The sequence below is a fragment of the Brevundimonas sp. genome, from assembly GCF_013912065.1.
GTDB lineage: Bacteria > Pseudomonadota > Alphaproteobacteria > Caulobacterales > Caulobacteraceae > Brevundimonas.
In genome coordinates, this window is the sequence record NZ_JACESA010000028.1 from 1 (window position 1) to 25,646 (window position 25,646).

The 25,646-nt window shown below is 67.1% G+C and carries 27 protein-coding genes, 1 tRNA gene and 1 other RNA gene; 10 read left to right on the plus strand and 19 right to left on the minus strand.

Going from position 1 to position 25,646, the window contains the following annotated elements; all coding sequences use genetic code 11:
• Nucleotides 1–116 precede the first annotated feature (116 nt).
• A complete protein-coding gene (locus H2037_RS15865) occupies nt 117–2,252 on the minus strand; it encodes a malate synthase G (protein WP_292123917.1) in 2,136 nt (711 codons plus the stop codon).
• A 255-nt stretch (nt 2,253–2,507) separates the two neighbouring features.
• On the opposite strand from H2037_RS15865, the gene H2037_RS15870 reads away from it, so the two are divergent.
• The gene (locus H2037_RS15870) at nt 2,508–2,882 is read left to right on the plus strand and encodes a hypothetical protein (protein WP_292123919.1); all 375 of its coding nucleotides are present in this window, start codon (nt 2,508–2,510) and stop codon (nt 2,880–2,882) included.
• A 69-nt stretch (nt 2,883–2,951) separates the two neighbouring features.
• Here H2037_RS15870 and H2037_RS15875 read toward each other — a convergent pair whose 3' ends face one another.
• Nucleotides 2,952–3,107, minus strand: coding sequence for a hypothetical protein (locus H2037_RS15875; RefSeq protein WP_292123921.1), 156 nt, complete (start codon nt 3,105–3,107; stop codon nt 2,952–2,954).
• A gap of 206 nt (nt 3,108–3,313) precedes the next feature.
• Here H2037_RS15875 and H2037_RS15880 point away from each other — a divergent pair, with 206 nt between their 5' ends.
• Entirely contained in the window at nt 3,314–4,834 is a 1,521-nt protein-coding gene (locus H2037_RS15880) for a tetratricopeptide repeat protein (protein WP_292123923.1), read from the plus strand.
• A 31-nt stretch (nt 4,835–4,865) separates the two neighbouring features.
• Nucleotides 4,866–6,530, plus strand: a complete 1,665-nt coding sequence (locus H2037_RS15885) for a peptide chain release factor 3 (protein WP_292123925.1) — start codon at nt 4,866–4,868, stop codon at nt 6,528–6,530.
• On the opposite strand, the gene H2037_RS15890 is transcribed toward H2037_RS15885, so the two are convergent.
• Entirely contained in the window at nt 6,527–7,147 is a 621-nt protein-coding gene (locus H2037_RS15890; protein ID WP_292123927.1) for an SCO family protein, read from the minus strand. The two genes, H2037_RS15885 and H2037_RS15890, sit on opposite strands and share 4 nt — an antisense overlap.
• Before the next feature lie 44 nt (nt 7,148–7,191).
• Here H2037_RS15890 and H2037_RS15895 point away from each other — a divergent pair, with 44 nt between their 5' ends.
• Complete coding sequence (locus H2037_RS15895) at nt 7,192–8,655, plus strand: ActS/PrrB/RegB family redox-sensitive histidine kinase (protein ID WP_292123929.1); 1,464 nt, start codon at nt 7,192–7,194, stop codon at nt 8,653–8,655.
• Between the two features lie 100 nt (nt 8,656–8,755).
• Entirely contained in the window at nt 8,756–9,313 is a 558-nt protein-coding gene (locus H2037_RS15900; RefSeq protein WP_292123931.1) for an ActR/PrrA/RegA family redox response regulator transcription factor, read from the plus strand.
• A 5-nt stretch (nt 9,314–9,318) separates the two neighbouring features.
• Here the strand turns inward: H2037_RS15900 and H2037_RS15905 are convergent, their stop codons facing one another.
• Nucleotides 9,319–10,530: a cation:proton antiporter gene (locus tag H2037_RS15905; RefSeq protein WP_292123933.1), complete on the minus strand. Its 1,212-nt coding sequence runs from the start codon at nt 10,528–10,530 to the stop codon at nt 9,319–9,321.
• Nucleotides 10,531–10,650: 120 nt separating this feature from the next.
• A tRNA-Gly gene (locus tag H2037_RS15910) sits at nt 10,651–10,725 on the minus strand.
• A gap of 79 nt (nt 10,726–10,804) precedes the next feature.
• Between H2037_RS15910 and H2037_RS15915 the strand changes: the two genes are divergently transcribed.
• Nucleotides 10,805–10,933, plus strand: a complete 129-nt coding sequence (locus H2037_RS15915; RefSeq protein ID WP_292123935.1) for a hypothetical protein — start codon at nt 10,805–10,807, stop codon at nt 10,931–10,933.
• A gap of 18 nt (nt 10,934–10,951) precedes the next feature.
• Here the strand turns inward: H2037_RS15915 and H2037_RS15920 are convergent, their stop codons facing one another.
• From H2037_RS15920 to H2037_RS15960, 9 genes are all read right to left on the minus strand, one after another.
• Nucleotides 10,952–11,917, minus strand: coding sequence for a TraB/GumN family protein (locus H2037_RS15920; RefSeq protein WP_292123937.1), 966 nt, complete (start codon nt 11,915–11,917; stop codon nt 10,952–10,954).
• Between the two features lie 39 nt (nt 11,918–11,956).
• Entirely contained in the window at nt 11,957–12,610 is a 654-nt protein-coding gene (locus tag H2037_RS15925) for a hypothetical protein (protein ID WP_292123939.1), read from the minus strand.
• Nucleotides 12,607–12,810 carry a helix-turn-helix transcriptional regulator gene (locus H2037_RS15930; RefSeq protein WP_292123941.1) on the minus strand — a complete coding sequence of 68 codons (204 nt, stop codon included), beginning with the start codon at nt 12,808–12,810 and terminating at the stop codon, nt 12,607–12,609. The genes H2037_RS15925 and H2037_RS15930 overlap by 4 nt, the downstream gene beginning before the upstream one ends.
• A gap of 10 nt (nt 12,811–12,820) precedes the next feature.
• On the minus strand, nt 12,821–13,291 hold the full coding sequence (locus H2037_RS15935) for a hypothetical protein (RefSeq protein ID WP_292123943.1): 471 nt from the start codon (nt 13,289–13,291) through the stop codon (nt 12,821–12,823).
• A gap of 81 nt (nt 13,292–13,372) precedes the next feature.
• Nucleotides 13,373–14,587 (minus strand): DNA recombination protein RmuC, encoded by a 1,215-nt coding sequence (locus H2037_RS15940; protein ID WP_292123945.1) that lies wholly within the window; start codon nt 14,585–14,587, stop codon nt 13,373–13,375.
• A 65-nt stretch (nt 14,588–14,652) separates the two neighbouring features.
• Nucleotides 14,653–15,702, minus strand: a complete 1,050-nt coding sequence (locus H2037_RS15945) for an SPFH domain-containing protein (RefSeq protein WP_292123946.1) — start codon at nt 15,700–15,702, stop codon at nt 14,653–14,655.
• Nucleotides 15,699–15,947 (minus strand): hypothetical protein, encoded by a 249-nt coding sequence (locus H2037_RS15950; RefSeq protein WP_292123948.1) that lies wholly within the window; start codon nt 15,945–15,947, stop codon nt 15,699–15,701. The genes H2037_RS15945 and H2037_RS15950 overlap by 4 nt, the downstream gene beginning before the upstream one ends.
• 57 nt (nt 15,948–16,004) lie before the next feature.
• A complete protein-coding gene (gene recR / locus H2037_RS15955; RefSeq protein ID WP_267514795.1) occupies nt 16,005–16,622 on the minus strand; it encodes a recombination mediator RecR in 618 nt (205 codons plus the stop codon).
• On the minus strand, nt 16,622–16,951 hold the full coding sequence (locus H2037_RS15960) for a YbaB/EbfC family nucleoid-associated protein (RefSeq protein WP_292123951.1): 330 nt from the start codon (nt 16,949–16,951) through the stop codon (nt 16,622–16,624). Before H2037_RS15960 ends, recR begins: the two co-directional genes overlap by 1 nt.
• A 174-nt stretch (nt 16,952–17,125) precedes the next feature.
• Here H2037_RS15960 and H2037_RS15965 point away from each other — a divergent pair, with 174 nt between their 5' ends.
• Nucleotides 17,126–17,740, plus strand: a complete 615-nt coding sequence (locus tag H2037_RS15965) for a malonic semialdehyde reductase (RefSeq protein WP_292123953.1) — start codon at nt 17,126–17,128, stop codon at nt 17,738–17,740.
• Between the two features lie 122 nt (nt 17,741–17,862).
• Here the strand turns inward: H2037_RS15965 and H2037_RS15970 are convergent, their stop codons facing one another.
• Nucleotides 17,863–18,582 (minus strand): cytochrome c family protein, encoded by a 720-nt coding sequence (locus tag H2037_RS15970; RefSeq protein WP_292123955.1) that lies wholly within the window; start codon nt 18,580–18,582, stop codon nt 17,863–17,865.
• A gap of 159 nt (nt 18,583–18,741) precedes the next feature.
• On the opposite strand from H2037_RS15970, the gene H2037_RS15975 reads away from it, so the two are divergent.
• Nucleotides 18,742–19,464 (plus strand): 3-deoxy-manno-octulosonate cytidylyltransferase, encoded by a 723-nt coding sequence (locus tag H2037_RS15975; protein ID WP_292123967.1) that lies wholly within the window; start codon nt 18,742–18,744, stop codon nt 19,462–19,464.
• A 31-nt stretch (nt 19,465–19,495) separates the two neighbouring features.
• Here the strand turns inward: H2037_RS15975 and nudC are convergent, their stop codons facing one another.
• Complete coding sequence (nudC, locus tag H2037_RS15980; RefSeq protein ID WP_292123957.1) at nt 19,496–20,416, minus strand: NAD(+) diphosphatase; 921 nt, start codon at nt 20,414–20,416, stop codon at nt 19,496–19,498.
• 49 nt (nt 20,417–20,465) lie between these two features.
• Between nudC and ffs the strand changes: the two genes are divergently transcribed.
• An RNA gene (gene ffs / locus H2037_RS15985) (signal recognition particle sRNA small type) lies at nt 20,466–20,561 on the plus strand.
• Between the two features lie 277 nt (nt 20,562–20,838).
• Entirely contained in the window at nt 20,839–22,695 is a 1,857-nt protein-coding gene (locus tag H2037_RS15990) for a DNA polymerase III subunit gamma/tau (protein ID WP_292123959.1), read from the plus strand.
• A 48-nt stretch (nt 22,696–22,743) separates the two neighbouring features.
• Here the strand turns inward: H2037_RS15990 and H2037_RS15995 are convergent, their stop codons facing one another.
• The 3 genes from H2037_RS15995 to folE form a co-directional block, all read right to left on the minus strand.
• Nucleotides 22,744–23,424 (minus strand): sugar transferase, encoded by a 681-nt coding sequence (locus H2037_RS15995; RefSeq protein ID WP_292123961.1) that lies wholly within the window; start codon nt 23,422–23,424, stop codon nt 22,744–22,746.
• Nucleotides 23,425–23,581: 157 nt separating this feature from the next.
• A complete protein-coding gene (locus H2037_RS16000; RefSeq protein ID WP_292123963.1) occupies nt 23,582–24,739 on the minus strand; it encodes an acyltransferase in 1,158 nt (385 codons plus the stop codon).
• A gap of 55 nt (nt 24,740–24,794) precedes the next feature.
• Entirely contained in the window at nt 24,795–25,391 is a 597-nt protein-coding gene (gene folE / locus H2037_RS16005; RefSeq protein ID WP_292123965.1) for a GTP cyclohydrolase I FolE, read from the minus strand.
• Between the last annotated feature and the right edge of the window lie 255 nt (nt 25,392–25,646).

Genomic DNA, 25,646 nt, shown 5'->3' on the forward strand with positions numbered 1-25,646 from the left:
GCCCCACAACCGCCCCGGCCCACGGCAAACGACGCCGCCGACGACCTGATGGCCGAAACCGCGGACGAGATCGCCCTGGAGCCGGAGCCCCGAACGCCCCCGGAGCGCGGCGCCGGCTAGGCCGCCTTGGCCTTCAGACGGAAGGCGTGCAGCAGGGGTTCGGTATAGCCGTTGGGCTGGGCCGTCCCCTCGAACACCAGGGCCCGCGCGGCCTGATAGGCCAGGCTGGCGTCGGGGTCGGGAGCCATGGGGCGATAGAGGGGGTCGCCGGCGTTCTGGGCGTCCACCTTGGCGGCCATGCGCAGGAAGGCAGCCTCGACCTGATCGGGAGTGCAGACCCCGTGCAATAGCCAGTTGGCCATATGCTGCGAACTGATCCGCAGGGTCGCCCGATCCTCCATCAGGCCGATGTCGTGGATGTCGGGCACCTTGGAGCAGCCGACGCCCTGGTCGATCCAGCGCACGACGTAACCCAGAATGCCCTGGGCGTTGTTGTCCAGCTCGGCCGCCACCTCATCCTCCGACCAGTTGACGCCGTTGGCCAGAGGCGGGGTCAGTAGGGCCTCCAGCCCCGGCGTCGGGCGGGTCGCCACTTCGGCCTGGACCGCGAAGACGTCCACCGCGTGATAGTGGAGCGCGTGCAGGGTCGCGGCGGTCGGCGACGGGGTCCAGGCGGTGTTGGCGCCGGTCCGGGGGTGGCCGATCTTCTGTTCCAGCATGTCGGCCATCCGGTCGGGCGCGGCCCACATGCCCTTGCCGATCTGGGCCTTGCCCGACAGGCCGCACTTCAGGCCGATGGCGACGTTGCGCGCCTCATAGGCCGTGATCCAGTCGCTGGACTTGATGTCGGCCTTGCGCACCACCGGACCGGCCTGCATGGCCGTGTGGATCTCGTCGCCAGTGCGATCGAGGAAGCCGGTGTTGATGAAGACGATCCGGTCCTTCACCGCGTGGATGCAGGCGGCGAGATTGGCGGATGTGCGGCGTTCCTCGTCCATCACGCCGACCTTGATCGTGTGGCGGGGCAGGGCCAGCAAATCCTCGACGGCGTCGAACAGCCGGTTGGTGAAAGCGGCCTCGTCGGGGCCGTGCATCTTCGGCTTGACGATATAGACGGAAGCCGTGGCGCTGTTGCCGAAGCCGCCCAACCCTTTGATGTCATAGAGAGCGATCAGGCTGGTGACGATCGCGTCCATGATCCCCTCGGGCGCCTCGGACCCGTCGGGCAGCAGGATGGCGGGCGTCGTCATCAGATGGCCGACGTTGCGCACGAACAGCAGACTGCGGCCCTTCAGGGTCACGGTCGCGCCGTCGGGGGCCGTCCAGTCGCGGTCCGGCTCAAGCGCGCGCGTCAGGGTCTCGCCGCCCTTCCTGAAGGTCGCCGACAGGTCGCCGCGCATCAGGCCCAGCCAGTTGCGATAGGCCTCGACCTTGTCGGCGGCGTCGACGGCCGCGACCGAGTCTTCCAGATCGACGATGGTGGTCAGGGCCGATTCCAGCACCACGTCCGCCAGGCCCGCCGGATCGGTGCGACCAACCGGGTGGGACCGGTCGATCACCAGTTCGATATGCAGGCCGTTGTGCGCCAGCAGGATCGACGAAGGGGCGGCTGCGTCGCCGACGAAGCCGACGAACTGGGCCGGATCGGCGAGAGCGGGGACCAGGGCGCCGTCGACCACCGACCAGCCGGCGACATCCGCGTGGGAGCCGGAGGCCAGGCGCGCGGCCTCGTCCAGGAAAGCCTTGGCGCGCGCCACCACGCGGGCGCCGCGCGCCGCGTCATAGCCGCCGCCGACAGGAAGGTCCCCCAGGGCGTCAGTGCCGTAGAGGGCGTCGTACAGACTGCCCCAGCGGGCGTTGGCGGCGTTCAGCAGGAAGCGGGCGTTCAGCACCGGCACCACCAGCTGCGGTCCCGCCATCCTGGCGATCTCCGCATCCACACCGTCCGTGCCGATGAGGAAAGGCTCAGGTTCAGCAACCAAATAGCCGATCTCGCGCAGGAAAGCCTCGGTCGCCGCCGGGTCGTAGGGCCGGCCCTTCCGGCCGGCGTGCCAGGCGTCGATGCGGGCCTGAAGATCGTCCCGGGTCGCCAGCAGGGCGCGGTTCTCGGGCGCGAGACGGGCCAACAGGTCCGCCGTTCCGCTCCAGAAGGCCGTGGCGTCCAGGCCCAGATCCGGCAACACCGCCTGTTCGATCAGGGCCGTGAGTTCGGTCGCGACCTTCAGCCCGGCGCGATCTTCATAGGTCGTCATGGCGGCCTCTCTCCGGCGCGACGGCCGAGATTGTAACAATGCGTGATCAGGTAAGCGATCCTCGACGGTCTCCGCAAGGGTCACGTGGCGTCAGGCTTATGGCATTTCGTCCAACCGAGACGGATCGGGGCCGGTCTTATGGGCCGGAACGGTCAGAAAGCCTTAACCGCGTCCGTGAACCGGACCGCAAGCGGCTTGCTCTAGAGATGTGGGTACGGACGACATCGCGTCCGGTTCGCCAGAAGCGTTTCGTCCATGCTGTTTCTCCTGAACGACGTCGTGTTCGACCTGGACGAGGCCTGCCCGGTCACGCCCGCCGACGCCCGCCGGTTCGAGAAGCTGAGCTTCGACTATGTGCTTGAAATGGGTTGCGAACTGTTCGCCGAAGACCCGCTGCTGCATCGCAACGATCCTGGTCGGGCGCGCCGCCTGGCCTGGCTGATCGCCGAGCGCAGCCCCGAGGTCAACGCGGCTCTGTTCGCCGCCCCCGCCGTCGCCTGCGACCCTGACCTGGTCGAGCCGCGCTTCTGCACCCTGCCGGATGCGGTCATGAACCAGCTACAGGACAAGGGCCGTCGCCTCGACGCGATCACCGCCGATCGCGCGGTTTGGAACCGCCTCGCGGCCTAGTCGGCCCTGGCCCGCCTGAGCGTCTGCTCGGCGCAGCCATGTTGTCCGCCGCGTCGCTTCAAACGGCCGTCAGAACGCCGTGAACACAATGTGCACGGCAGTGGCGACGGCGAAGATGAAGCCGAAGCCCACCACCAGTCCCAACGCCGGATGCATCTTGTGGGGGCGCTCGAAGTTCGAGCGGTCGAGACCGGCGACGCGGTCTTCAGGATGGATAACAGCCATCGTCATTTCCTTTCCCTATGGTCCCGGTTTGATCCGGGAGGGGAGCGTCGGGCTCTGACGGCCTGATCGTCCTCCGACCCGACAATGACTCCAATAGCCCCTAATGGCGAGGGGTTATTTGATGTGGCGCAAACCCAGATTTGAAGTGGACGAGTACGCGCGCGGATTGCAACACTGTCTCCGTCAACGATAGCGGAGGCATGCTGATGACGTTCCTGAACCTTTGGCGTGCCGCGTCTATCGCCCTAGCCGCCCTTCTCCTCCTGGCCACGCCGGCCGCAGCGGGATGGAAGCGCGCCGACACGCCTCGATTTATCGTCTACAGCGACGGCGACACGGGCCAGCTTCGCGACGCGGCTCTGCAACTGGAGCTTTATGAAAGCGCACTGCGGCTGTTGCATCAGCTCGATCCGAACGGAGCGTCCAAACATCGCATCGCCATCTATCTGGTGCGAAGTCACGACCAATTGGTCGCCGTCGAGCCGGGGTTGCCGGAAGACGTGGCGGGCTTTTATCAGGCCACCAACGACGAGATATTCGCCTTGGCCATTCGCGAGCGTCGCGACCAGACGACGTTGCTGCATGAGTACGCCCACCATTTCATGATCGGATCTTTCGCCACAGGCTTCCCCTCATGGTTCGTCGAGGGTTATGCTGAATATTTCGCCAGCGCCCAGTTACAGCCCCGCCGCATGGTGGTCGGCGAGGTGAACAGAGGACGTGGCGACTGGCTGACCTATGGTCAGTGGTTGCCGCTGCAACTGATCCTGACGCGGCACCCCTTCGAGTTCCAGGATCCGAAGGCTGTGTCAATGTACTATGCCCAGTCGTGGCTGCTGACCCATTGGTTCTTGTCGAACCCGGAGCGGATGCCGATCCTGTACGCCTATATCGACAGGCTGCGCGCCGGCATGGATCCGGTCGAGGCGATGGAGGCGGCTTCAGGCGTGACCATCGCCCAACTGGACCGGCAACAGCGGGAATATGCACGCCAGCGGATGGCGATCAAGATCATCACCGGCGATCAATTCCCGCAGCCGGAGCTGCAGGTGACGGACATCTCCGCCGGCGAAGGCGCACTGATCCTGTTAGGGCTCAGACTGTCTTCCACCCTCGGCGAAGATGCGGCCCTGCTGGACGACATCCGTCACCAGGTCGCCCCTTATCCCGATGACCGGTTCTCCCAACTTCTGCTGGCGCGAGCGGAATTGAGACTGGGAGACAAGGCCGAGGCGCGAAGTCTGTTGGAAAAACGGCTGGCGGCTTCGCCTGACGATATCGACGTGCTGCGGCTACTGGGCGAGACCCTGTGGGTACAGGCGCGCGACAATCAGGCCGAGGGACTGGCGCTGGTCCGTGACGCCCGTCGTCATTTAGCAAAGGCCTATCAGATCGACCCGAACGACTACCGCACGCTGATGCTGCTGGCCGAGACTCGCCAGATCTCACCCAACTATCCGACCGACAATGACGTCGAGACCCTGCTGGCCGGGCTGGATCTGGCGCCGCAGGTGGCGACGCTGCGCGTGATGGCGGCGCAGGCCCGGGCGCGACGCGACGAATATGTCGAAGCCATCGACCTGCTCCAGCCGCTGGCCTCCAACCCCCACGCCAGTGGCGCGACCAACATGGCTCGCGCCCTGATAGCCCAGTATCGCGCCAAGGCTGGCGGCGGCGAAGCGGAAACGACCGCAACCCCCGTCGAGGTCGCGCCGACTGCGGAGTGACTTTCGGCGCTTGGCGGGGTAGTCGCGCGCCATGTCCACCCTGCCCCTGACCGAAGCCGCCGCCAAAACCTCCAGAACCCTCGCCGCCGAGGCGGCGAGGCGGCGGACCTTCGCCATCATCGCCCACCCGGATGCGGGCAAGACCACCCTGACCGAACATATCCTTCTGGCGGGTGGCGCGATCCGCGCGGCCGGGGCCGTGCGGGCGCGGGGCGAGAACCGGCGGACCCGGTCTGACTGGATGAAGATCGAGAAGGAGCGCGGCATCTCCGTCAGCGCCTCGGTCATGACGTTCGAGCACGACGGCAAGATGTTCAACCTGCTCGACACGCCGGGGCACGAGGACTTCTCGGAAGACACCTATCGCACCCTGACCGCCGCCGACTGCGCCATCATGGTGCTGGACGCCGCCAAGGGGATCGAGCCGCAGACTCTGAAACTGTTCGAGGTCTGCCGCCTGCGCGACATTCCGATCATCACCTTCATCAACAAGCTGGACCGCGAGGCCCAGGACCCGATGGCCCTGCTGGACGACATCGCGTCCCGGCTGCAGTTGGACCCGGCCCCGATCTGGTGGCCGGCCGAGAGCGGCAATCGCCTGCGCGGCATGGTCGAGGTCGGGACCGGCCGGTTCCAGCCCTATACCCGCAAGATCGCCGGTTCAGCCGAGGATCCCGAACACCCCGCCGCCCTGCCGCTGGACCAGGCGGCCCAGTATTTCGAGGCCGGCGAGCAGGATAATCTGGCCGAGGCCGTCGAACTGGTCGAGGGCGGCTATCCGGCTTTCGACCGCCAGGCCTTCCTGGAAGGCCATATGACGCCGGTGCTGTGGGGTTCGGCCCTGCGCCATTTCGGCATCGACGAACTGCTGAAGGCTATCGGCGACTGGGCCCCCGCGCCCAAAACGATGAAGGCCCGCAAGGAATCCCCCCCCGAAACCCGCAACGCCCCCGCACCCGTAGAGACCGTGGTCGAGCCCGGCGCCGACGAGGTCACCGGCTTCGTCTTCAAGGTCCAGGCGAACATGGACCCCAACCACCGCGACCGGATCGCCATGTTCCGCATGGCCTCGGGCGCCTTCAAGCGCGGCATGAAGCTGAAGGTGCAGAACACGGGCAAGTCCCTGTCGGTCAATGCGCCGATCATGTTCTTCGCCAGTGACCGTGAACTGGCCGACGACGCCTTCGCCGGCGACGTGATCGGCATTCCGAACCACGGCGTGCTGCGGGTCGGCGACAGCCTGTCGGAGAGCGGCGTGGTGCGGTTCGCCGGCCTGCCCAACTTCGCCCCGGAAATCCTGCAACGGGTCCGGGTCAAGGATCCGCTGAAGGCCAAACACCTGAAGAAGGCGCTGGAGGGTCTGGCCGAGGAGGGCGTGACCCAGTTGTTCCGCCCCGAGATCGGCTCGGACTTCATCGTCGGCGCCGTGGGCCAGCTGCAGTTCGAAGTCATGGCCGACCGTCTGGGCGAGGAATACGGCCTGGACGTCATCTTCGAGCCCAGCCCCTACGCCGAGGCCCGCTGGATCGGCGGGACAGACGCCGACATCGAGGACTTCAGCGGCAAATACCGCCCCCAGATGGCCCGCGATATCGACCAAGCCCCCGTCTTCCTGGCCAAGTCCAGCTGGGAAACTGGCTATGTCGGCGAACGCTTCCCCAAGGTGGCCTTCACCAAGACCAGGGAGCGGGGTTAGCCCCGCGCCATCGCGTCCTCGATGATCTTCGTCGACTTGTCCGGCCCCAGGCCATAGGCGACGGCGGTGCGGAACTCGCCGTCGGGGCCCATCAGATAGACGGTCAGCGAGTGGTTCATCGTATAGCCCTCGCCCTCCCCGACCTTCTCGTAATAGGCGCGGTAGGCCTTGGCCGCCTGGGCCACCTGTTCGGGCGTGCCGGTCAGGCCGATGGCCCCCTTGGGAAAGCCGTCGGAGGATAGATAGTCCTTCAGCTGCTGCGGCGTGTCGCGCTCGGGATCGATGCTGACGAAGACGATCTGCAGGTCTTCCGCCTTGTCGCCCAGCCGCTGCTGGACCGCCGCGATTTCGGCCAGGGTGGTGGGGCAGAACTCGGGGCAGTAGGTGAAGCCGAAGAAGACCAGGCTCCATTTGCCGTTCAGCATCGTCTGGTCGACGGTCGCGCCGTCCTGATTGACCAGTTGGAAGTCGCCCCCGACCAGAGGCTGGCCGGTCGAGCCGATCTCGCCCGCCGCCGAGGTCGAACGATTGCCGACCACCACGACGGTGACGATGGCCAGAGCGGCGGCGATGGCGATACAGGCGCCCGCGAACAACAGGATGGAACGACGCGGCATGACGGTCTCTCACGAAAATCTACGCGTCGGTCTATAGAAGGCTGGTGACCTCGACAGAAGACCGCATCGCGCCGCACGCCCCCGCAGGGCTTTCCGAAGCCGGATGGCGCGACGCTCCGCGCCGGGGCCGGGGCTTTTCGCTGCGGACCCTGATCGTGCTGCGCTGGCTGACCATATTGGGCCAGAGCGCGGCGATCCTGACGGCGCACCAGGGCCTGCATTTCCCCCTGCCGCTTTGGCCGTGTCTGATCGTCATCGCCGTCGGCGCGGCGGTCAATGTCGGCGCCATGGCGCGGGTGCGGCGGCTGGAGGCCAGCCTGCCCGACGGGCGTCAGACCGCGCTGCACCTGGGGTTCGACATCTTCCAGCTGGGCGTGCTGCTGGGCCTGACGGGAGGACTGGAGAACCCCTTCTGCCTGCTGCTGGTGGCGCCGGTGACGATCGCGGCGGCCGCCCTGCCGGCGCGCCAGGCCCTGTTGCTGGGCCTGCTGGCCCTGATCGCGGTCGGGGTGCTGTTCTTCTGGTCCGAGCCCCTGCCCTGGCGGCCGCACGAGCATTTCAACCTGCCCCTGCTCTATCGACTGGGCATGGCCATGGCCCTGGTCACGGGGGTGGTCTTCACCGCCGGCTACGCCTGGCGGGTGGCGGCCGACGCTGAAAAGCTGGAACTGGCCCTGGCCACGACCCAGGACGTGCTGCAGCGTGAACAGAGGCTGGCGGCCCTGGGCGGGCTGGCGGCGGCGGCGGCGCACGAGCTGGGCACCCCGCTGGCCACCATCCAGGTCGTGGCCAAGGAGCTTCAGCGCGCCTCGCCGCCCGGCAGCGAGGCGGCCGAGGACGCCGCCCTGATCCTGCAACAGGCCGAACGGTGCCGGGGAATACTGACCCAGTTGTCGCAGCAGCCCGAGGGGGACGACGCCCTCTATGCCGACGTGGCGCTGAAAGCCCTGCTGGAAGAGGTGGTGGAGCCGCACCGGGGCTTCGACCTGAACTTCGAGGTTCTGGTCAAGACCCCGCCGGGACAGCCCGCCCCGCGCGTGCGGCGGATGCCTGAGGTGATCCACGGCCTGTCCACCCTGGTCGAGAACGCCGCCGATTTCGCCACCACGACCGTGCGGGTCCAGGCCCTGGTCGACGCCGGCTGGATCGAGATCGCCATACTGGACGACGGGCCCGGTTTCGCCGGCGACATCCTGCCCCGGCTGGGCGAGCCCTATGTGACCAGCCGCCCCCAGGGCAAGGCGCGGCTGGCGCTGGCCGCCCAGATCGCCGCGGCTGCCCGCCCGTCCCGACGGCGCGGCCCGGTCGACGCCCCGATCGCCCCCAGCCAGGGCGGCATGGGGCTGGGCTTCTTCATCGCCCGCACCCTGCTGGAGCGGACCGGCGGCGTGGTCAGCGTCGGCCAGGGGCTGCCCCGCCCCGACAGCGCGTCCGAGACGCGAAGCCCCGCACGCGGCGCCCGTGTCGCCGTGCGCTGGGCGCGACCGGCGCTGGAGGTCGCGGCCTGAGATCGTCCGGTCGCGGAACGGTGGGTCTTAGCGTCGCAGGCGAAACCTTGGCCTTGACCCGGACACCATCGGTCCCGACTTGAAACGGCAGGAGAGAAGAATGTCCGAACTCGAGACCCGCATCGCCGCCCTACCCGACAAGTCGCTGCTTCTGCTCGATGACGATCAGGCGCTGCGCACCCGGATGGGACGCGCGCTGGAGGCACGCGGTTTTGAAGTGACCACCGCCGAATCCGTCGCCGAGGCCAACCTGCTGCTTCGCGACAAGGCCCCGGCCTTCGCCGTGCTGGACATGCGGCTGGAGGACGGCAACGGCCTGAAGATCGTCGAGGCGGTACGCGAACGGCGCGAGGACGCCCGGATTGTCATGCTGACCGGATACGGCGCCATCGCCACCGCCGTGGCGGCGGTCAAGGCCGGCGCCGTCGACTATCTGTCCAAGCCCGCCGACGCCGACGATGTGGTCAAGGCCTTGCTGGCCACGGCCGACGAAGCGCCCGAGCCGCCCGAAAACCCGATGAGCGCCGACCGGGTGCGCTGGGAGCATATCCAGCGGGTCTATGAGCTGTGCGACCACAACGTTTCGGAAACCGCCCGTCGCCTGGGCATGCACCGCCGCACCCTGCAGCGGATTCTGGCCAAGCGCGCGCCTCGCTGAAGCGCCTAGCCGGTCTTGCTCAGAAGCCGGCTCAGCCGGGCAAGTTGCGGCTTCACCATCGGTATCGTCAGCATGGTCGATCCGACGGCCATCAGCAGCAGGGCTGTGAAGGTCTCGTTGGTGATGATCTGCTTGTCCAACAGGATGTTGGCGAAGATGATCATGATCAGGGCCTTGGTCTGAAGCAGCCAGCCGATCACCGAGGCCTCGCCCTTCTCCCATTTCAGGATCCGGCCGGCGATATGGACCCCGGCCAGCTTGCCCGCCACCGAGGCGACCAGCAGAACGGCCGCCGCCGCAAACACCGCAACGCCGCCGACATCCCACTGGGTCCGCAGCCCGGTGGAGAGGAAGAAGACGGGCATCACCGCCAGCAGGATGTGATTGCGGAACAGGTCCATCCGCGCCTGATCGAACCAGCGGTGATCCAGCACGGCCCCCGCCAGGAAGGCGCCCACCATAAAATGCAGGCCCGACCAGTCGCCGGCGAAACCGCAGCCGGCCAGCCAGATCAGCGCGACGTACCACCGGTCAGGCTCGGGCAGGCGTTTCATCAACCATCGCACCGCCAGGGCCGCGACGGCGAAACCGACCAGGAAGCCGACCTGACGGCCCACTCGTTCCCAGTCGAGCAGGATCAGGGCCAGGACGCCCCAGATGGCCACATCGTCCAGGCTGGCGTAGCGCAGAATCCGCTGCCCGATCGGCTGACGCAGGATGTCGAGCTTTTCCATGAACAGGATCAGGATCGGTAGGGCGGTCACGGCGCAGGCCATGCCTATGCCCAGCACCACCTGCCAGGACTGGCCCTCCGGCCCCGTCCATCCGGGGAATTGCAGCAGGCCGACCGCCGCAAGGGCCCCCAAGGCCAAAGGCGTCACCAGGGCGAGGCCGGCGGTGACGCTCGTCTCTCCCCGCTTCTTCCAAGCCTCGTGCAGATCCAGCTCCAGACCGGCGACGAAGACGAAGATCATCACCGCCCACCAGGCGACGCCGTTCAGGGCGGTGACGACCTGGGGATTGAACACCGTCGCATAATAGGCCGGGAACACCGCCCCCAGCACGCCTGGCCCCAACAGTATGCCGCCGATGATCTGCACCACCACCAGCGGCGCGTAATGGTCCGTCTTCAGGCCGCGCCAGACCAGATAAGGCACGCTGAAGATGATCAGCATGGCGATCAGATACAGTTCGGTCGTGTTCATCGCGTGATGCATCCCGCCCCTCCCAAGGCCCCGCCCCGGCGGCAGATCGCCCCCTTGCCTACGACGCGCCAAGCTTCGCTACAACCACCGCCCAAGGCGGCCGAAGAAGGTGGCGATGAAAATGAGAGGGACTGGAGCGGGTGAGGGGAATCGAACCCCTGACATTCAGCTTGGGAAGCTGACGTTCTACCTCTGAACTACACCCGCGCGACCGTCTCCTTAGACGCAGGACTGGCGTGGCTCAAGACGTCGGGGCAAGGTCGGCGGGGCTTGGGGAATCGAGATCATGCGGCGAGGCGACGACGGGAGGGGGCTGGGCGGCCTGGGCTTCGGCTGTCTGGCGGCGGCCATCCTGGGGGGCGTGGTCGCGGCGGCGCTGTGGGTGATCTTCGTCTGGGACGTCAATCAGGCCTGAGCGCCGCCGCGAGCAGGACTATTCGACGCTTTCGACGGCGACGCCGCGCGACTTCAGGATCGACTGAACGCTGTCGTCGCCGGCGAGGTGGGCGGCGCCCACGGCGATGAAGGCGGTGCCTGAGCCCTGGAGCTGGGTCTGGATCTGGTCGGCCCAGTCGGTGTTCCGATCGACCAGCAGCACCTTGTACAGTTCCGGGGCGTCGGTTTTCATGTCCTCGACGATCAGGCGCTCCAGGGCCGGGACATCGCCCTTGGCCCAGGACTCGACCAGGGAATCCAACAGGGTCACGGCCTGATCATAGTCCTTCAGGGTCTCGCGCAGGAACTCGAGCTGGACGTCGTCCGGCAGGGTGGCCAGCATGCCGATCTGATCTTCCAGGGTCTCGAACCCGTGGATGGACTTGCCCGCAGCCTCGGCGCGCGCCTTCAGCGCCAGTTCGACGCCCGACTGGGGGTCGTAGCCGGCCTTGATCAGAGGGGCGACCGACAGCGACAGGGCGACCAGCCAGGGCTTCATCGGCTCCAGCTGGGCGGCAGAGGCGCCGATGGCCTTGGCGGCGACGTCCAGCTCAGCCAGTTCCTCCGGCGTCAGCCGGCTGGACAGCGGGGTCTGGGGCGACAAGCCGTATTGCTGGATCAGCGGGATCATGGCCGCCTGGTCGTCGGGGTTGCTGATCTCGAACCAGATGTCCGAGGCGCTTTCGAACGCCGCATTGACGCGCGGGCTGGCCCAGCCGGTGGTCGGGCGCAGCACATGGATGGAGCCGAACAGATAGAGGGTCGAGTCCGTATCCTTGACCACCCACAGAGCTGGGCCCTGGCCGGAAATGGTGGGGGCGGCGGCAGGCGCAGGGGCGGCTTGGGCGAAGGCCTCGCCGGGCGCGCCGGCGATGGCGAAGACCAGGGCCAGGCCGGCGGCGACGCCGCAGACGCCCTGGGCCAGGGTGGAGACGGAGGATTTCAGGCGTTTGGAAAAGGTCATGATGGCTTCCTCGGTTGAAAGATATGGAAATGTCGGGTGTTAAGCGAGCCCGCGACGGGCGGACACGACGGCGGAGACAAACAGGTAAAGGGTCATCAGGACGGCGTAGACGTCCCAGGCGGTGAGAGGCGGAAGCAGGCTGAGCCGCTCGGCCGCCGCCCAGAGAAAGAGCAGGCCCTGGCCCAGGAAGAAGGTCGCGGTGGCGGCCTCCAGGGTGGTGCGGCGCAGCAGTTCATCGACGCCGCGCCACATCCTGATGTTCAGCACGGTATGAAGGGCGAACAGCAAAATGATCAGGCCCATCGCCATGCCGCCCGCCAGTCCCGCCAGAACGAAGACCATGGGCAGCAGCAGGATGAAGCCGGAGAAGCCCAGGACGGCCGCCTGAAAGCGCGCCTGACCGACCTCCTCGGGCGAAGCGGGCTCTTCCAGATGATACATCCGGGCCAGACGACGCGGGTCCAGACTGATGACCATGACGGCGCCGGCCCCGATCATCAGGGCGATGCCGGTCAAGGCCGCCAGGGCGTCTGACCATCGCAGGTTCAGGCCGTCCAGGGCGTCCGGCCCGATCAACTGGGGCAGGATCGTTCGGCCGAAGACATAGCCGACAGCCCCCATGACCGCGCCCATGCCGAAAGCGACCAACAGACGACGCGGCAGGCGGGGATTTTTTGGGGATGAAGCGGTCATCCGTTGCTCTCCTCTTCCGAGAAAATGGACTCGATCGGTTGTTCGAAGACGCGGGCGATCTTGAAGGCCAGCGGCAGGGAGGGGTCATAGCGACCGGTCTCCAGCGCATTGACGGTCTGACGCGACACGCCCAGCAGTTCGGCGAGATGGGCCTGGGACCAGTCGCGTTCGGCGCGCAGCACCTTGAGGCGGTTGTTCATGGTTCAGCCCTCAACGGCGCTTCCACCACCACCAGACCCAGGCGACGCTATAGCCGAGCACCATGAGCAGCAGCATCGCATAGGCGCCGATAGCCGCATGGATGGCGGGGTCGTCCCGGCCGAAAAATATGAACGGCAGACGCCAACTCGACGCTTGAGGCAGCAGGGACAGAATGATGGCGACGCCGCCCAGCGACATGCCCGCCAAGCCGCCCCAGAACCAGGCCGATTTGTGAGCCTCGCGCGCCGCCTCATCGATTGAGCGCATCCAGGCCACAGCCGTCCAGAGTGCGCCGCCCATGATGGCGAGACCCCCCACACCCAGCACGACGGGGCCGACGGTCGCCTCGAACCGCGCCATGCCCTCGGGGTCGTCGGAGAAGAAATGGCCGACGGCGTAGCCAGCCACATAGGAGAGGAGGACGCCGACAACTGACACACAGGCCGAGCCGATCAAAATCCTCTTCACGGTGCGGGTCATGACAATGCTCCTTGTCGTTATGACAAGGTCACTTTACCTATGCCGCCACAGGTGTCAAGCACACTTGTCAAAGAGACAAGGTCAGTTGTCTGACGGCCCCGTCAGTTCAGGCCGGGTGATGGTGCGCGGCTGGGTTTCGACCTGGGCCAGGGCCGGAATTTCCTTGCCCTCGTGGTCCACCTGAAGGTCCTCGAACCGGCGGGCCGAGACCATGACCTGGCTCTCCAGCGAACCGACGAACTGGTTGTACTTGCCAACCGCCGTATCCAGCGCCCGGCCGACCGCCGAGGCGTGCCCACCCATGACCGACAGCCGCTTGTAGAGTTCGCGCCCCAGGGCGGCGACCTTGTCGGCGTTGGCCGCCTGTTCCTCGGCCCGCCAGCCGTAGGCCACGGCCTTGCACAGGGCGAACAGGGTCGACGGCGTGGCGATGACGACCCGCGATTCCATCGCGTCCGACAACAGGTCCGGCGCATGGTCCAGGGCGGTGGACAGGAAGCTGTCGCCCGGCACGAACAGGACGACGAAATCGGGGCTGGGCTTGAACTGGTCCTGATAGGCCTTGGACGACAGCTGACGCACATGGGTCTTCAGGCTGGCGGCGATGCGCAGGCCGACCGAGCGGGCGCGCGCCTCCTCGTCCCCCTCTTCGTCGTCAAAGGCCAGGGGCACCTTGGCGTCGATCACGAACAGGCCGCCGCCCGGCAGACGCACCAGGAAGTCGGGCCGGTTCTGCCGCCCCTCGTCGTCGGCGCTGGAGGTCTGTTCGGTAAAGTCGAACCGGCCCGCCATGCCGGCGGCCTCCAGCACGTTTCGGCAGGTCTGTTCGCCCCAGCGGCCGCGCCGTCCTGTATTGCCGCGCAGGGCCTCGGTCAGTTTGCGCGCCTCGTCCCGCGTCGCCGAAGAGGCGGCCATCAACTGGGTCAGTTGTTCCTTGAGACCGCCGGTCTCCTCGGCCCGGGTCTTCTCTAGCGCCGCCACATGTTCCTGGAACTTCGTCAGTGTGTCGGCCACCGGCTTCAACTGGGCCGCCATCCGCTCGCGCGCCAGCTGGTCCTGGGCGCGGAAGGTTTCGGTCGCGCGACTGACCATCTGGTCCGCCACAACCTGGGCCGACTGGGCCGCCTGGGCCTTCAGCAGCTCGCCCATCGTGACCCGGCTCTCCTCGACCAGATCGATCCGCGCCAGGGCCGCCGACAACTCCCCGCTCGCCCTCTGCCAGCCCATGAAGGCCCACAGGAAACCGCCCCCCAGGGCGGCGGCGAGGACTGCGAGAATCGGCGCGAGCATGTTCATGCTCCGTTCCTAGCCGGAGTCGGCCTCCCGGAGAAGCCGGTGCACGGCCGGTTCCCTGAAGGGCTTTAGCGATCCGCCCCCGAGGCCGCGTTGCGGGACGCGATAAGGGCCGATACGTCGATGCCCGAGCCGACGACGCAGGTTTCCGCGTCCAGCGGGCAGACGCCCAGGGTGCGTTCGACCTCGCGCAGGCGGACGACCTCGGGGTTGGACCGGATCGATTCGGCCAGCAGCCGGTTGGCCTCGGCCTGACCGCGCGCCTGGGCGATGCGGGCCTCGGCGTTGGCGCGCTCCAGATTGACCCGCTCCAGAGCCGCCCGCGTGTTCTGCTCGGCCGTGGTGCGCGACTGGATGGCGGCGACGACGCTTTCGGGATAGCGGATCGACCCGACCCACTCCATGCGGATGATGTCCAGCCCCTGGGGCGCCCATTCGCGTTGCAGGGCCTGCATAGCCTTCTGAAGCACGATCTGGCGACCGGGGCCGATCAGTTGGCCGGGGCAGTCCTCGGCGTCCTGTGTGCCGACGGGAACGATGGGGGCGCCAGGCGCCGCCACGGGCGCGACGACCGGGACGCTCGACTGCTGGGCGTTGCAGGCGACCGGCAGTTTCTCGGTCTCGCGGGCGATGGCGGCGCGCACCGAGGTGCGCAGCGGCCCGTCGATGAAGGCGTCGAACTCCTGGCGCCACGTGGCGTAAAGGTCAGCCGCCCGATCCTCGCGCACCTTGAAGGTAAGGGCCACGTCGGCGGTCATCGGCAGACCCAGGACGTCGGAGAACATGATCTCCTCGTTCTCGCGCCCGTCGGCGTTCGGTTCGCGGGTATAGGAATAGGTGCGTTGCAGGGTCTGATAGGTGCGGATCTTCTCGCCGATGCCCTCCCAGTGGAAACCGGGGCCCAGCTCTTCCTTCTGGACGCCGGGGTTCGGTCCGAACTTCGTCGTCTTGATCCCCATATAGCCGCTCTCGACCGTGACGCTGCACGACGAGACGCTGACCGAGGCGACCAGGATCAGCCCCAGTATGCCGCCGATCATCAGCAGGGTGCGGCCCACCGAGCCGCCGGCGCGAAATGCCGGCGGCTTGATCCCGCCCGTTCCGTTTCCAAAGGTCATTGGTCTCCCCCCGAGACGCCCAGGGCGCGCGACGCCCACACAAACAGTCGCCACGCGGCCCAGCACAGGGCCAGAATGCCGGCGATCCCCACCACCGAGGCGGTGATCAGACTGCCGGCGAAATGGGCTTCAAGGATCAGGGGCACGGCGAACCGGACTAGGAAGAGGAATGCGATCACCAGGCCGGCGATGCCCGCCGCAGCGCCCAGCGCCACCTTCACCTCTCGCCCCATTTCGTGCCCCACGACCAACTGGCCTCCACCACAGCGCGTTTCGGGACCGGGATCAATCCCGACGGATCGTCACGCCGGCCGTCGGGCCCGCATGGCCTGGACGATGGTGCCGTCGTCCAGCCAGTCCAGCTCGCCGCCCACCGGCACGCCGCGCGCCAGGGAGGTGACCTGAACGTCGGGACCGGCGATCCGTTCGGCGACATAATGGGCGGTGGTCTGGCCATCGACGGTGGCGGGCAGGGCCAGGACGACCTCACGCACAGCGCCGCCCCCCTCGTTCTGGTGGCGGACGCGGCCGACCAGTTCGGCGATGCGCAGATGTTCGGGGCCGACCCCGTCCAGGGCTGACAACAGGCCGCCCAGCACATGATATTTGCCGCGGAAGGCGCCGGACCGCTCCATGGCCCACAGGGCGCCGGCCTCCTCGACCACGCAGATCAGGCCGTTGTCGCGCGATCCGTCCGAACAGATGGCGCAGGGGTCACGGGTGTCGGGCGCGCCGCAGACCGAACAGGACACCACCTTCTCGGCCGTTTCGGCCAGGGACGCCGCCAGCGGCACGAGCAACTGCTCGCGCCGTTTCAACAGAGCCAGGGCCGCGCGCCGGGCCGAGCGCGGGCCCAGGCCCGGAAGCTTGGCGAGAAGCGAGATCAGCCGTTCGATCTCCGGCCCGGCGGAGGCGGCCATCAGAACAGTTTCGGCATTCCGGGAATATTCATCCCGGCCATGGGGCCGGCGGCCTCGCGCATCAGGGCGTTGTTGACCTCGTCCAACTTGCGCTTGGCGTCGGCGTGGGCGGCGATGATCAGGTCGGCCAGGATTTCGCCCTCGCCCGGCGACAGCAGGCTGTCGTCGATCCGGATTCCGGTGATCTCGCCGGCGCCCTTGATGGAAACGCTGACCAGACCGCCGCCCGAAGAGCCCTCGGCAGTGTTCTCGGCCATCTTGGCTTGGGCGTCCTGCAGCTTTTGCTGCATCGCCTGGGCCTGCTGCATTAGTTGGGTAAGGTCTTTCATGCCCCCCAGATAAGGCGAAGCGGGCCGTCGCGACAGGGGTCTTTGTCACACAGGCGCGCGGCGAAATATCCCGATTGGAAACGCTGGATTGCCATATTCGCACTTGCATGAGTTACAGATCGGTCTAAATCCGCCACTGCACTTGTTGCTTTTTGTTGATCAGGACGCTCAGCCATGGCCTATGACGCCATCACCCAACGCGACGCTCCGCTGTCGGACGCCGCCCTGTCGCAACTCTTCACCGAGGCGCGCACCCGCAACGCCTGGAGCGACCGCCCCGTCGCGCCGGAACTGCTCCAGAAACTGTATGATCTGACCAAGTTCGGCCCCACGGCCGTCAACGCCAGCCCGGCTCGCTTCGTCTTCGTCACCTCGCCCGAGGCCAAGGCGCGCCTGATCCCACTGATGGGCGAAGGCAACCGCGCCAAGACGCAACAGGCCCCGGTCAATCTGATCGTCGCCCACGACATCGATTTCCACGAGCATCTGGACACGCTGTTTCCGCATGCGCCGGGGGCGAAGGCCTGGTTCGCCGACGAGGCCGGGCGCCGCGAGACCGCCTTCCGCAACGCCTCGCTGCAGGGCGGATACCTGACCATCGCCGCCCGCGCCCTGGGTCTGGACGTCGGCCCGATGTCCGGCTTCGACGCCGCGGCGATGAAGGCCGAGTTCTTCCCCAACAGCAATGTCGAGCCGAACTACATTATGAACCTGGGTTACGGCACGGACGAGAACCTGTTTCCACGCTCACCTCGCCTGTCGTTCGACGAAGCCGCGAAGATCCTCTGATCGCGCGCGGTCAGGCCCAAGAGACGACGGGGCGGTCCGCAAAGGCCGCCCCGTTTCAATTATCCTGCTTTCAAGCCCGTCATCCTCGCCCTCGTGGCGAGGATGACGAACAGGACAGTGGATCAGTTGTTCGGCGGCGCCATGCTGGTCGCGGCGGGCGGAGCCGCCGGGGTTTCCTGGACCGTGGCCGGAGCACCGATGGCGGGGATTTCACCGGTCGCCTCGGTCGCGGGCGCGCCCTCGGCCGGGGCTTCAGCCCCTTCCGCAGGCGCCGCCGCGCCGGGCTGACGGGCTGGATCAGGCGCCGGAATGGCGAAGCCGCTGGACCCTTGCGTCCGCAGCCAGGCGATCAGATTGATCCGCGTCTGGGTGTCCCGGATGCCGGCGAACGACATCTTGGTGCCCGGCACATAGCGGGCCGGCGCCGTGATAAAGGCGTTCAGCTCGTCATAGCCCCAGGTCGGCGCCTCAGCCTTGTGCTTGGCCATGGCGTCCGAATAGGCGAAGCCCGGGCGGTGCATAACCGGCCCGCCGACGACGCCATAAAGATTCGGGCCGATTCCATTCGCCCCGCCCTGCGCCGCATTATGGCAGGCCTGACAGCGCGCGAAGGCGGCCTCGCCGGCGGCGATGTCTGCGGCCGGCAGGACAGTGCCCCAGTCCGGCGGCAACTCGGCCTGTTCGGCGCCTGCGGCCTCATCCGGCGCATCGACGAAATAGCCCATCTTTTCCGGCGGCTCGGAATGATAGATCAGGCCCGACGCCTGTTGCACGACCAGGATGACGAAAGCCGTCCCCAGAGCCGCACCGAATATCTTGTTCCATTTCAGATCGCCGCTCATGCGCGTCGTCTCATCCCATCCCTAAGGTTTCCCAACCCCGCCATCTTGCGCAGCGAAGCCTTCCTTGCCGGATGACGTCTGGCACGGTAGCGCGGGGTTCGCAACCGGCGCGAAGCCTTCGACGAGAGCCGGATGATCGACGCAGACCCAGGCATGACCATGAATCCGCTGATAATGATACCTGCTCGCATGGCGGCCACCCGTCTGCCCAACAAGCCGCTGGCCGAAATCGGCGGCAAGCCCATGATCGTGTGGGCCTATCAGCAGGCCGAGGCCTCGGGCCTGCCGGTGGTCGTGGCCGCCGGAGACGCCGAGATCGTGGCCGCCATCGAGGCGATAGGCGGCCGGGCCGTTCTGACCGATCCGGACCTGCCGTCGGGGTCTGACCGCATCCGCGCCGCCGTCGACGCCATAGACCCGGAAGGTGATTTCGACGCCGTCATCAACGTTCAGGGCGACATGCCCTTCGCCGATCCGGGCCTGGCCACAGCCTGCGCCGCCATACTTCACGGCGAACCGACCTGCGACATCGCCACCCTGGTCGCGGCCGAGGCCGATGTTTCGGACCGGACCAATCCCGATGTGGTCAAGGCGGTGCTGGCCCTGGGTGAGAATGAGCGTCAGGCCCGCGCCCTCTATTTCACCCGCTCGACCCTGTACGGCGAGGGGCCGATCTGGCGCCACATCGGCGTCTATGGCTATCGCCGTGAAGCCCTGAACCGCTTCTGCGCCGCGCCCCAGTCACCGCTGGAGAAGCGCGAGAAGCTGGAACAGCTGCGCGCCCTTGAGATGGGAATGGAGATCTGGGCGGCCGTCATCGCCGAAGCCCCCCTGTCGGTCGATAATCCGGCCGATCTTGAGGCGGCGCGGGCGCTGGCCTAGCGAATTCTCCTCCCCTTCATGGGCAGGGAGATTAGCCCTCCTCCGCCCAGGCTTTGATCAGGCTGTGGGCGATGGCGAAGGGCGGCGGCGCCTGGATGGTCGGATGGACGCCGGCCAGCACCGCCCTAGCCTCGGCGCGCGTCAGCCAGGCCACCGATTCCAGCTCGGTCTGGTCGGGGCGCGCCTGGTCGTCCGACACCTCGGCGATCAGACCAATCATCAGCTGCGACGGGAAGGGCCAGGGTTGGCTGGAGTGATAGACGGCGTCGACCACGGTCAGACCCGCCTCCTCCTTCACCTCGCGGGCGCAGGCCTCCTCGATCGATTCGCCGGGTTCCAGGAAACCGGCCAGAGCCGACATCCGCCCCACGGGCCAGGCCGCCTGGCGCCCCAGCAGGCAGATCGGCTCGGGACCGCCCTTGTAGACCGGCAGCATGATGGTGACCGGATCGACACGCGGGAAATGTTCGGTCCCGCAGGCTGGGCAACGCCGCTTCCACCCGCCCGAGATCGTCTCGCTCAGCGTCCCGCAGTTGGCGCAGAAACCGTGTTTTCGCCGCCAGTCGAACAGGCTCTTGGCCCCGCCCGCCATGGCCGCGTCCTGGGCCGGCAGGATGGCGGCGGCGCCGCGCATCTCGTGAAAGGCCCCGAGGCCCCGCACCGGCCCCTCGGCCGGATCGATCGAACCTTCGAACTCGATGGCGAAGACCGGCGCCGCCTTCCACAGGCCGAGAAACACGTCCCGGTCCGGGACCATGTCGCGCGCGTGCTTCAGTGACAGCCACGCCAGACGCGGCCCGTCGGCCGTCTCCTCGACCAGCGGCCGCCCTTCCCACAACACCAGGGCCTGAGCCTCGGGATTGGCCTCCTGTGCGGCCAGCCATTCGGGGTCGTTACGCAGATCGCCGGCCCGGTCGAGGGGATTGCCGGCGAAGATGTTCTGATGAGCCATGCGGCCTTGTAACGCTTGATTCCATCCGCCGCACCCGTCATATCCCCTCTCGGAGATCGTGCGGGCGAAGGCTTCGCCAACCTGGTCAGGGCCGGAAGGCAGCAGCCACAACGAATTCACCTTCGGGTCGTGCGGTCTCTACTCTCTCTATTTTTGCGCTATCGCTCGCCGCGCGGCGGCTCGCTGCTTGAGCGCGGTTCTTTGCGCTATCGCTCGGGGCGCAGTCGCTCGCTGCTTGAGTGCGCTCTGTCTCCTCCCCATGCAATGGGGAGGGGACCGCGAAGCGGTGGAGGGGTTCGGAACGTCCCACAGACATCGGGGATGTAGTGAAAGAGCCGCGCCGCGCCACCTCCCCGCAAAGGGGGGAGGTGACAAACTAGAATCCCTTCTTCCCGCCGCTCACCCGCTGTAAGACTTCTCCCATGACGGACAGCGACATGAATCTCGACGGCCCGCCCTGGGAAGAGGACGACGTCGTCGAGCGCGACGAGAACACAGACGACATGTTCGGCGCGCCCGCCCCGGCGGCCGAGCCTGCCGCTGCGCCCGAGCCAGTCGCTGCGCCTGCCGTCGCCAGGGTCGCCCCATCCGAAGTCCCGCCCCACGTCGATGACGGCGCCGCCTATCAGGTCCTGGCCCGCAAATATCGGCCGCGCACCTTCGAGGATCTGATCGGCCAGGAGGCGATGGTCCGCACCCTGACCAACGCCTTCTCGACCGGCCGGATCGCGCACGCCTTCATGCTGACCGGGGTGCGGGGGGTCGGCAAGACGACCACGGCCCGCCTGCTGGCTCGCGCCCTGAACAATCAGACCGACGTCATCGACAAGCCGTCGCTGACCCTGACCGCCCACGGCCGGCACGACGCCGCCATCATGGCCGGCCAGCATATGGACGTCATGGAGATGGACGCCGCGTCCCACACCGGCGTCAACGACATCCGGGACATACTGGAAAGCGTCCGCTACGCCCCCGTCGAGGCGCGCTACAAGGTCTATGTCCTCGACGAGGTCCACATGCTGTCGACGCAGGCGTTCAACGCCCTGCTTAAGACGCTGGAGGAGCCGCCGCCCCACGCCAAATTCATCTTCGCCACCACCGAGATCCGCAAGGTGCCGGTGACGATCCTGAGCCGCTGCCAGAGGTTCGACCTGCGCCGGGTCGAGCCTGACATCCTGGTCGATCACCTGGGCCGGATCGCCGAGCGCGAGGGGATGAAGATCGAGCAGGACGCCCTGGCCCTGATCTCGCGCGCGGCCGAGGGTTCGGTTCGCGACGGCCTGTCCCTGCTGGACCAAGCCCTGGTCCAGGCCGAGCGCGGCGAGATGGTCAAGACCGAGACGGTGCGGGACATGCTGGGTCTCGCCGACCGCAGCCAGACCATCGCCCTGTTCGAATCCGTCATGGCCGGCCGCACGCCGGAGGCGCTGGAGAATTTCCGCACCCTGTACGGCTTTGGCGCCGATCCGGTGCAGGTGACCAACGACCTGCTGGAACACTGCCACGCCGCCTCGGTGGCCAAGATGCTGGGCCCCAACGCGACCCGCCTGCCCAATGATCAGGCCCAGAAGCTGGCGGCCCTGGGCGCCGCCATCCCGGCGGCGACCCTGTCGCGCACCTGGCAGATGCTGCTGAAGGCGCTGGACGAGGTGCGACGCGCGCCCAATCCGGCGGATGCGGTGGAGATGGCTATCGTTCGTCTGGCCTATGCGGCCGATCTGCCGGGGCCGGAAGAGGCGCTGAAGCGGCTCCAGTCCGGCGAGCCCATGGGCGGTGGTTCAGCCCCGCGCGGCGGCGGAGGCGGAGGCGGCGGGGGCGCGTCCGCCCAGTTGGCCGCCCGGCCCGTCATGGCCCCGGCCCTGCCCGATCCACAGAGCTTCGAACAGGTCGTGGCCCTCATCGGGGAAAAGCGTGAAGTCGGTCTGCAGATGGACGTCGAACGGTTCGTGAAACCCGTCTCGTTCAAGCCCGGCGCCATCGTCTATGAAAGCGTCGAGGGCGCGCCGGTCGAACTGGCCCGTCGCCTGGCCGGGCGTTTGAGGGAATGGACCGGCCGCACCTGGCTGATCGCCGCCAACGGCCAGGGCGGCGGCGAGACCCTGATCGAGCGGCAGAAGAAGGATCGCGCTGCCGAGCGCGAGAAGGTCGAGGCCGATCCCTTCATCAAGGCGGTGCTTCTGGCCTTCCCCGGCGCCAAGCTGGGCGAGATCAAGACCATCGCCCCGACGGTAGTCACGCCGGAAATCCCCGATCCGTCCGAAGACGAAGACGAGGACTGAAGTTCAGGCCAGGCGCGTGACGCGGCGGGTCGAAAAGCCCGCCTGCGATCAGTAGGCGTTGACGCGTTTCAGGATCATCGGAACCGTGCGCCAGATGATCAGCAGATCGTCGCGGAAGGTCCAGCCAGCGGCGTATTCTACATCGGCATCGACCCGACGCGCCATGCAGCTGAGCTGGTGGATCTCGCCACGCAGGCCCAAAATCTGGGCCAGGCCGGTCAGGCCGGGACGCACGGCGAACCGGTCGCCGTAGCGTGGCAGCAGGGCGCCGTAGTGGCTGTCGTGGGCAAGGGCGTGCGGACGCGGGCCGACCAGAGACATGTCGCCTATGAGGACATTGATCAGCTGCGGCAGCTCATCCAGGCTGGTGGCGCGAATAAAGGCGCCGACGCGGGTGACGCGCTTGTCGTTCTTGGAGGCGTGCGCAATCTTGTCGCCGTCCTCGGTCACCGTCATGCTGCGGAACTTGAGGATCGTGAAGACCTTGCCGTCCAGGCCGGTGCGGCGCTGGCGGAACAAAACAGGTCCCCGACTTTCGAGGACAACCGCCAAGGCGATCATCAGAAGGGCTGGCAACAGGGCTAGAAGCGCCCCTCCCGCCAGCAGGATATCCATGGCTCGTTTGCAGGCGGCGGAGCCCGGACCGCGCCGGAACGCCGGCGTCCAGACCTTCTCGGCCGGGGGCGTGGACGCATTGGTCAACGTCGCACTGGACAAGCTTTCGAACATCTCAAACTCCTCCTTAGCCATCCAAGCCGCCCCTACCGATAGTTAAGCGATGAGTAATGTTGCATTGCAAGATAAAATGCCGTGACAAAGCGCCTGAACACCGTTCTGTTACACGTGGGCAACGTTTAAACTCGCCGTAGTGGACGCGCACAGCCCCTTATCCCTCGATTGAAATGACCGGACCGGCCTCTAGTCCGGCTTGACCGCGCCGCCCGCCGCGCGCCCTGAACCACGATCGGATCCGCGACTGGATACGATCGTCGATCGCGAAATGGAAGGCGAAGGCGAAGGCGACCGCCGTGAGCACCCCGCCGCCCCACAGCGCCCACTGCATCGGCTCCGACAGGGCGAAACGGGCGACCGCGACATTGACGACGCCGAACCAGGCGATGCGGACCACCTCGTTGGAGATGAACATCGAGAAGGAGACCATGGCGGCGGTTTCGACCAGTTTCGACGGGCGCCGGACCGGCACGGCGCCGGCGGACAGGATGATGAGCGAGATCATCGCCAGGGAAATCAGGGCGTTTTTGTCAAAGGCCTGGGCGACGGCCAGACCGCAGAAGGCGGCGCCCCCGACCCAGCCGGCCAGGCGCGGCGCGATCCAGACCTTCTGGGCGAACCAGGCCAGGCTCATGCCCAGGACAAACAGCGGCAGGGCGCGCACGAAGCCATACCCCATCGGCATCTGATAGACGGGATAGCCCACCAGGCTCCAGCAAAGCTGGTTGGCGATCAGATAGGCGCCGATCCCAAAGGCCAGCGTCCCCCATGCCCCCAGACGCATCAGACCCCGCAGTATCCAGGGAAAGCAAAGATAGCAGCCGACCAGAGCGGAGATCGACCAGGTCGGAGCATTCCAGCCCAGGCCGCCAGGCACGCCGTAGGACTGCAACAGCAGCAGTTGGGCCGGCAACTGGTCCCAGCGGAACCATTCGGGATTGCGCGGCATGACGCCGGCCGCCGTGCTCAGGAGCACCAGGGCCACCAGCGACAGCCCCATGATCAGATGGGCGGGAACGACGCGCAGGACCCGTTTCAAGAAGAAATCGCCCGGCGACATCCGTCCCTGGCCCACCGCCGCCCCATAGACCCGCATCAGCACATAGCCGGAATCGATCAGGAAGAAGTTGGTCAGCAGAAAGCCGCCGCGCTCGAACACCGGATGCACGGCCTCAGCCAGAGGAACCGGCCCCGCCGCCTGAAAGTGATGCAGGATGATCAGGAAGGCCACGATGAACCGCAGCGCATCCAGCCATCCGCCCCGGGCGATGGGGGTTGTCTCATTTCGGGTCGAAATCAGGGTCCAGGGCACGGCTGACGCCTCCTAAGACCCCGATCTCGCAAGAGCCGGGCCGAAGAGACCGGGTTTAGCCGCGCACGAGACGCAGGAATTCCTCGCGGGTGCGGGGGTCGTCGCGGACCACCCCGATCAGATGGCTGGTCGACAGGCTGGCGCCCGGCGCATTGACGCCACGCAGCGTCATGCAGCTGTGCTCGGCCTCGATCACCACCCCGACGCCCTGGGGCCTCAGCACGGTCTGGATGGCTTCGGCGATCTCGGCGGTCATCTTCTCCTGGATCTGCAGGCGCCGGGCGAAGCCGCGCACCACCCGCGCCAGTTTGGAGATGCCCACCACCCGGTCGGTCGGCAGATAGGCCACGTGGGCCCGGCCCACGACCGGCAGCATGTGATGCTCGCAGAAGCTGACGAACCGGATGTCCTTCAGCACCACCAGCTGGTCGTACCCTCCCGTCTCCTCGAAGGTCTTCTCCAGATAGGACAGAGGATCGATCTCGTAGCCGGAGAACAGCTCGCGATAGCTGCGCGCCACGCGCGCCGGCGTCTCCAGCAGACCCTCGCGGTCGGGATTGTCCCCCGCCCATTCGATCAAGGTGCGGACGGCGGCCTCGGCGTCGGCCTGGGTCAGACGAGAGGCGGGGGCGTTCGGGGGCGCATCGGTCATTGCGGGCCTATTAGCGAAGCAAAGGGGAGAAGGGAAAGCTTTCTCCGCCGTTTACGCCGCAGCGGCCGTTTTAGATCAAGAAACCAGCCCCAAGCCCAGGATCAGGCGGCGTCTTCCAGATCGGAGATGGCCGCCAACGAGACGGCGTCGGTCGTGGAGAGCAATCGCGCCAGGTCGATGAGGACGACGAAGCCCTCCGCCCTGCGCACCACGCCCGAGATATAGTCCGAGCGCCACTGGATCCCGATGTCGGGC